8 protein-coding genes are annotated in these 6,909 nt (G+C 46.5%); 4 read left to right on the forward strand and 4 right to left on the reverse strand.

Annotated elements, in window-relative coordinates; all coding sequences use genetic code 11:
• The 3 genes from Q0314_RS04455 to Q0314_RS04465 form a co-directional block, all read right to left on the reverse strand.
• Positions 1-353 (reverse strand): low molecular weight protein-tyrosine-phosphatase (locus Q0314_RS04455; RefSeq protein WP_298056958.1); only part of this gene is annotated, 353 nt, incomplete at its 3' end.
• A gap of 14 nt (positions 354-367) precedes the next feature.
• Complete coding sequence (locus Q0314_RS04460) at positions 368-1,288, reverse strand: cation diffusion facilitator family transporter (RefSeq protein ID WP_298056960.1); 921 nt, start codon at positions 1,286-1,288, stop codon at positions 368-370.
• Positions 1,289-2,278 carry an agmatine deiminase family protein gene (locus tag Q0314_RS04465; RefSeq protein WP_298056963.1) on the reverse strand — a complete coding sequence of 330 codons (990 nt, stop codon included), beginning with the start codon at positions 2,276-2,278 and terminating at the stop codon, positions 1,289-1,291.
• Positions 2,279-2,433: 155 nt separating this feature from the next.
• On the opposite strand from Q0314_RS04465, the gene Q0314_RS04470 reads away from it, so the two are divergent.
• The 4 genes from Q0314_RS04470 to Q0314_RS04485 all read left to right on the forward strand — a co-directional run bounded on the left by Q0314_RS04470 (position 2,434) and on the right by Q0314_RS04485 (position 5,653).
• Positions 2,434-3,087 carry an amino acid ABC transporter permease gene (locus tag Q0314_RS04470; protein ID WP_298056965.1) on the forward strand — a complete coding sequence of 218 codons (654 nt, stop codon included), beginning with the start codon at positions 2,434-2,436 and terminating at the stop codon, positions 3,085-3,087.
• The gene (locus tag Q0314_RS04475; RefSeq protein WP_298056968.1) at positions 3,074-3,748 is read left to right on the forward strand and encodes an amino acid ABC transporter permease; all 675 of its coding nucleotides are present in this window, start codon (positions 3,074-3,076) and stop codon (positions 3,746-3,748) included. Before Q0314_RS04470 ends, Q0314_RS04475 begins: the two co-directional genes overlap by 14 nt.
• A gap of 8 nt (positions 3,749-3,756) precedes the next feature.
• Entirely contained in the window at positions 3,757-4,491 is a 735-nt protein-coding gene (locus tag Q0314_RS04480) for an amino acid ABC transporter ATP-binding protein (RefSeq protein ID WP_004318888.1), read from the forward strand.
• Positions 4,492-4,816: 325 nt separating this feature from the next.
• Positions 4,817-5,653: a cysteine ABC transporter substrate-binding protein gene (locus Q0314_RS04485; RefSeq protein WP_298056974.1), complete on the forward strand. Its 837-nt coding sequence runs from the start codon at positions 4,817-4,819 to the stop codon at positions 5,651-5,653.
• Positions 5,654-5,997: 344 nt separating this feature from the next.
• On the opposite strand, the gene groEL is transcribed toward Q0314_RS04485, so the two are convergent.
• On the reverse strand, positions 5,998-6,909 hold a 912-nt coding region (gene groEL, locus Q0314_RS04490), incomplete at its 5' end, for a chaperonin GroEL (RefSeq protein WP_298056976.1).

Below are 6,909 nucleotides of genomic sequence, written 5' to 3' on the forward strand. Positions count from 1 at the left end.
GCCTCGCTAAATTCAAGCAGGAATTTTACTTTTTCGTCAAATTTAGCCTCAGCGCCGAATTTGCGCCTCAAAGTCCTTAAATTTTCATCGTCCATTATCAAAATAAGATCGCTGCTATCAAAATCTTTTTGCGTTATCAAGGTGGCTTTGTGAGGCGCCACGGGCACGCCGTTTTGCTTCAAAACCCGCACGGTTTCGTAGTACGGCGGCTCGCCTATCTCGTCCTCGTGCGTGGCGCGCGAGTCGATACTAAGGCGCTCTGCCAGACCCGCATTTTCGCTCAAATTTTGCATAACCGACTGCGCCATAGTCGAGCGACAGATATTTCCGTGGCAAACGAATAAAATTTTCATATTTTTCCTTTGATTTAGCATTCGCACGAGCCGTTTTGATCGTCGCACGGATCAAGGTGCGTCGTGATCTGCCATTCAAACTCGCCGTATTTAGCCCTGATAGCGGCTTCTATCTCGTCTGAAATTTTGTGCGCGTCGTAAAGCGAAATTTCGCGGTTAAAGACTAGATGAACCGCGACGTAGCAGATGTTTGCGCTCTTTCTGGTAGCTAGGCCGTGATAGCTTGCTATCTGAGGGCGCGAGCGGATTATCTCCTCGATTTGCGCCGTTATCTCGGGATCTAGCGCTCGGTCAAGCAGCACGCCTACGCTTTCTTTCATCAAATTTATCGCGCTAACGGCGATGTAGCCGCTAATTACTATACCAAAAACGGCGTCTATCGCGGCAAATCCCGTAAATTCGACCAAGATAAGCGAGGCGATAACGGCTAGGTTGCTAAAAAGGTCGCTTTTATAGTGCAGCGCGTCGGCTCTAACGATCAAATTTCTCGTGCGGCGAGCGACGCGGGAAAGGTAGGCGACCAGTAGCCCCGTAACCGCGACCGATAGCGCCATCGCATAGAGCGAAAAAGCCGTATCTACGGGCGCTTGCTCCGTTTGTAGCTTACGCACGCTCTCGTAAAATATAAACGCGCCGGCACCCACGATCAAAACGCCCTCAAACATCGCCGCAAGCGCTTCTAGCTTGGCGTAGCCGAAGTTAAATTTAGCATCGGGCGCGGCCTGGGATTTACGGATGGCGAAGAAATTTAGCACGGAAACTAGCAGGTCAAGCATCGAATCGATCGCCGAACTAAGCACCGCCACCGAACCGCCGATCAAACCAGCGGCAAATTTAACCGCAGCTAGCGCAAATGCCGTCGCACCCGCGACTATCACGGCTCTGCGACCTAAAATTTCATTTTGCCTTTTTATGTCGGCATTGTTTAATTGCATTTAGATTTCGCTTTCGCTTCTTGCGCCTAAAAATCTATTCTGTGAGGAGCAGTGCAGCGAGCCGTTTTGACGCACGAAAACTAGCGAATCCACGCCGATTATCTTATGGTTAGGCAGCTTCTGCGCTAGTCTCTCAAGCGCGATTTTATCGTTGTCATCATTGTACGTCGGCACAATGACGGCGCCGTTTATAAAGATAAAATTCGCATACGTGCAGCCAAGCCTCTTGCCGCCGTAAAATTTAGCCTTGGGAAGCGGCAACGGCACGAGCTTAAAGCCCGTGTTTTCAAGCTCTTTTTTCATCGCATTTAGCTCCTTAAAATGCTCGTCATTTGGATCGTCGCAAGAGGCGTACGCGATGGTATCAGCAGCGATAAAACGCGCCAGAGTATCGACGTGGCTATCGGTGTCGTCGCCCTTTATAAAGCCGTTTTTAAGCCATATCACGCGCCGAAGGCCGAAAAGCTCCTTAAGCCGCGCTTCGATCTGATCTTTGTTTAGATGGGAGTTGCGGTTGTCGTTTAGTAGGCACTTTTCGGTCGTTAGTAGCGTGCCGCACCCGTTAAAATCGATACTGCCGCCTTCAAGCACGAGATCGATACTTCGCAAATCACTTTTAAAACGCTTAGCAAGCTCTAAATTTACGGCATTATCTTTCGAGCTTTCAAATTTACCGCCCCAAGCATTAAATTTAAAATCATAGCTGACGATTTTAGCGCCGTCCTCTACGTCGATCATACCGTAGTCGCGTATCCACGTATCATCGGTATCGATTTTTACGAACTCTACGTTATCAAATTTAGCAAATCGCTCCCGAAAAATCCTCTCCTCAGGGCAGATCAAAACGACCTTTTGAAACGGCGCGATCGCGGCAACCAGCCTCTTGTAGGCGCCCAAAATTTCGTCCAGATACGGCTTCCAGTCGGTGTTTTCGTGCGGAAGCGATAAAAATATCAGCTCTTGTTTTTCCCACTCTGCAAACGCTCTCAAATTCGTCCTTTATTTAAATAATTTCTATCAAAATTTAGAGGTTATGATACCTTTTGCAAGCTTAAATTTTAAAATAAATCATACAAAATTAGTTTTAAATTTAGTTTGCTTTCGCTACAATCTCGCGAAATTATCAAAAAGAAGCTAAAAAATTTATGGATTTTGAGTTTATAAAAGAATTTACGCCGATGTTCGTAAAAGCGGGCATTTTCACAGTCAAGCTCTCACTTTACGGCATTTTACTCTCGCTTATTATCGGCATATTTTGCACGCTGGTTAAATTTTACAAGATCAAGCTCCTAACGCCAATCGTAAACGGCTACATCGAGGTTTCTAGAAACACGCCGCTGCTTATACAGCTTTTTTTCCTCTACTACGGACTTAGTAAATTCGGGCTAAATTTGAGCGCCTTTATCTGCGCGGTCGCGGGGCTTGCGTTTCTAGGCGGCAGCTACATGGCCGAGAGTTTTCGCCTCGGCTTTGAGGCGGTAAAAAAGACGCAGATCGAGGCCGCGCTTAGCGTCGCGCTCACGCAGGGGCAGATTTTACGCTACGTTATCTTGCCTCAGGCTTTTAGCGTCTCGATACCTTCGATCGCCGCTAACGTCATCTTTCTCATCAAAGAAACCTCGGTTATCAGCATCATCGCCCTGCCCGACTTGGTCTATGCGACCAAGGACATCATCGGGCTTTACTACATGACCGACGAGGCGCTTTTTATGCTCGTAGTTAGCTATTTGATTATCATTTTGCCAATATCTTTGGTGTTATTTTGGTTAGAAAAAAGGATGAGAGTTGGACGGAGTTAGTATTTTATTCGACCCGCTAGTTTTAAAGCGGCTGATTTTCGAGGGGCTGTGGATGAGCGTACAGATTTCAGCCATCTCGATCGCCATCTCTCTTGTTTTAGGCACGTTTTTGGGCGTGGCTATGAGCTCGAAAAACAAATTTATCTTTTTTGTGCTAAAAATTGGCCTCGAAATCGTTCGCATAATGCCTCAAATCGTCTGGCTATTTTTGTTTTACTACGGCGCAAGCAAGGCTTTTGGGATAGATATTTCCAAATTTAACGCCTCGCTCATCGTATTTAGCTTGTGGGGCGTGTTTGAGATGATGGATATCGTGCGCGGCGCGATCGTCTCGATACCGCGGCATCAGTTTGAGAGTGCGGCGGCTCTAGCGCTTAGCAAGACTCAAATTTATCTTTACGTCGTGATCCCGCTAGCCACGCGCCGTCTAGTGCCCGCGGGCGTAAATCTGCTAAGCCGTATCATCAAAACCACCCCGATCGTCGCTCTCATCGGCGTGCCAGACCTGCTAAAAGTCGGACAGCAAACGATCGAAGCCGCAAGCCTAACCGCCAACCCGACCGTGCCGTTTTGGATATACGGCTTTATATTTTTATTATATTTTCTCGTCTGCTATCCTATCTCAAAACTATCCAAGATACTTGAAAACAGATGGGCATAAGGAATCAAATGAGCGAAATTTTAAAACTCTCAAATTTAAGCAAATCTTACGGCGACTTGCAAGTGCTAAAAGGTATCGACCTTAGCGTCAAAAACGGCGAAGTAGTCGTGATCCTAGGGCCGTCAGGGTGTGGTAAAAGTACGACTCTGCGCTGCATAAACGGCCTTGAGCCCTTTGACGGCGGGCAGATAGAGATAGCCGGCGAAAAGATCGATAAAGACTACAAAGACTGGATCAAAATCCGCCAAAAAGTGGGCATGGTTTTTCAAAACTACGAGCTGTTTGACCATATGAACGTCATCGAAAACATCGTGCTAGGACCGGTAAAAGCGCAAAAAAGAAGCCGCGAAGAGGTCGAAAAAGAAGCCGAAGCGTGGCTAGAAAAAGTAGGCCTAAAACATAAAAAATACGCCTATCCAAAGGAGCTTAGCGGCGGGCAAAAGCAACGCATCGCTATCGTGCGCGCGCTTTGCATGAGGCCCGAGATCATGCTATTTGACGAGATAACGGCCTCGCTGGATCCAGAGATCGTGCGCGAGGTACTAGACGTCGTCATAAACCTCGCAAAAGACGGCATGACGATGCTAATAGTAACGCACGAGATGGGCTTTGCACGCTCGGTGGCAAATCGTATAGTATTTATGGATGAGGGCAAGATCGTCGAGGAGAGTGAACCGGAGGCGTTTTTCACACATCCAAAAAGCGAACGCGCGAAGAAATTTTTAAATTTATTTTCGTTTTAGCGGCTTAAATTTTACGTTTTGGGGCTAAATTTGAAGGTTTTGTCGTCAAATTTAGCTTTTAAAATCTTGCGTCTTTATCATTTAAACAACTCAAATTTACTCAAAATAACCCGCGCAAATTTGATCCGCCAGGATATTTCTTAAATTTAAAATTAAATTTGCAAATTTATATTGAGTAAAATTTACACCGCCTTTTAAATTTAGCGTTACGTTTTTAAACAAAATTTGATTATTCTCTGCGCCCGTCGTCCGAAAACGTACAAATTTAGTCGTATTTTAGCCAAGCTTTTGTATATTTTGCGCACTTTATTTTAAAGGAGAAAGAATGAGAAAACTTCTGTTTTCATTTTTGGCAACATTCGCCGCCGTCTTTCTAACGGGTCAGGCTAATTTGCAGGCTGCCGAAGCGGACGCTTTGGCCAAAATCAAAGAGCGCGGATACGTGCGCGTGGGCGTCTTTAGCGACAAACCGCCGTTTGGCTACGTCGATAAAGAGGGCAAAAACCAAGGCTACGACATATACTTCGCCAAACGCATCGCAAAGGATCTGCTAGGCGACGAGAGCAAGGTTAAATTTGAGCTCGTAGAAGCGGCAGGCCGCGTAGAAGTGCTAGTAGCCGACAAAGTCGATATCACCTTGGCAAATTTCACCAAAACCCCTGAGCGTGCTAGAGTCGTTGATTTCGCGCTTCCGTATATGAAAGTGTCGCTAGGCGTAGTTAGCCCGGACGGCGCCGTCATAAAAAGCGTGGACGAGCTAAAAGGCAAAAAACTAATCGTCAATAAAGGCACGACCGCGGATGCGTATTTCACGAAAAATCACCCTGACATCGAGCTTATAAAATACGACCAAAACACCGAAACCTTCGCCGCTTTAGTAGATAAAAGAGGCGTGGCGCTAGCGCACGATAACGCGCTGCTTTTTGCGTGGGCTAAAGAAAATCCAGGCTTTACCGTCGGTATCGAAGCCCTAGGCGATGTGGACGTCATCGCGCCTGCTGTCAAAAAAGGCAACAAAGCTCTACTTGAGTGGCTAAATAACGAGATCATTGAGCTAGGCAAGGAAAATTTCTTCCACAAAGACTACGACGCTACGCTAAAACCGATCTACGGCGATAGCGTAAATCCAGAATCTCTCGTCGTTGAAGGCGGAAAGCTATAAAACCCAAAGTCGGAAGAAATTCCGACTTTTTCATTCTATACATTTTAAAATTTAAAGCATTAGGTAAATTTACCACCAGCACAACCTATCGTTTCGATATTTTAAATACGACTAAAATTTTACGCTTGCTTATTATTAAAGCAAATTTGATCCGAAAAATACAATAAATGAACCGCCAAATTTAAGCTCACATATCAAAGTTTGTAAATTTTAATCACTATAGAATTCAAGGATATTTTTTAATTATTAGAAAGGATAGTTTTGTGGATTTTCCTTGTACAATTTGCAAGGAAATTTAAAGAAAAACCTGCGGAAAGCCAAAGCTCTCCGCAGATAAAGGCGTATTACATCATTCCGCCCATGCCGCCCATTCCGCTCATATCAGGCATCGCAGGCATCGGTTTATCCTCTTTTAGCTCGCTTATAGTAGCTTCCGTGGTTAGGAGCAGGCTCGCCACGCTGACCGCGTTTTGTAGAGCCACGCGCTCAACCTTGACCGGATCGATGATACCGGCTTTAAACATATCTACGTACTCGCCAGTAGCTGCGTTAAAGCCGTAGTTATCGTCTTTGCTTACGCTTACGGAGTTTGCCACTACGCCCGCGTCAAAGCCCGCGTTTTCAGCGATCTGGCGAAGCGGAGCGGTTAGCGCGCGTCTTACGATATCGGCACCTATAGCTTCGTCGCCGCTTAGTTTTAGATCCACTTTTGCGCTTGCTTTGATAAACGCAGCGCCGCCGCCGATTACTATACCCTCTTCTACGGCCGCTTTAGTCGCGCTTAGAGCGTCGTCCACGCGGTCTTTTTTCTCTTTCATCTCAGTCTCGGTAGCAGCGCCCACTTTGATGACCGCTACGCCGCCGCTTAGCTTAGCTAGGCGCTCTTGTAGTTTTTCTTTGTCGTAGTCACTTGTTGTTTCTGCGATCTGAGCTTTTATCTGGATGATTCTAGCGTCGATTGCCGATTTCTCGCCTGCGCCGTTTACGATAGTCGTGTTATCTTTGTCGATGATGACGCTTGAAGCTTGACCTAGGTCGCTTAGAGTCGCGCTTTCTAGCGTTCTGCCTAACTCTTCGCTTATTACTTCGCCGCCGGTTAATATTGCAATATCCTCAAGCATCGCTTTTCTGCGATCGCCAAAGCCCGGAGCTTTAACTGCGGAGATATTTAGCACGCCGCGAAGCTTGTTTACCACTAGCGTCGCAAGCGCCTCGCCCTCGATATCTTCAGCGATGATTAGAAGCGGTTTGCCCGT

Source organism: uncultured Campylobacter sp., from assembly GCF_938040115.1.
Lineage (GTDB): Bacteria > Campylobacterota > Campylobacteria > Campylobacterales > Campylobacteraceae > Campylobacter_A.

Excerpts from the sequence above, each read along its gene's own strand:
- Q0314_RS04460 (WP_298056960.1), bottom strand. The coding sequence starts at position 1,288 with ATGCAATTAAACAATGCCGACATAAAAAGGCAAAATGAAATTTTAGGT.
- Q0314_RS04470 (WP_298056965.1), top strand. The coding sequence starts at position 2,434 with ATGGATTTTGAGTTTATAAAAGAATTTACGCCGATGTTCGTAAAAGCG.
- Q0314_RS04480 (WP_004318888.1), top strand. The coding sequence starts at position 3,757 with ATGAGCGAAATTTTAAAACTCTCAAATTTAAGCAAATCTTACGGCGAC.
- Q0314_RS04485 (WP_298056974.1), top strand. The coding sequence starts at position 4,817 with ATGAGAAAACTTCTGTTTTCATTTTTGGCAACATTCGCCGCCGTCTTT.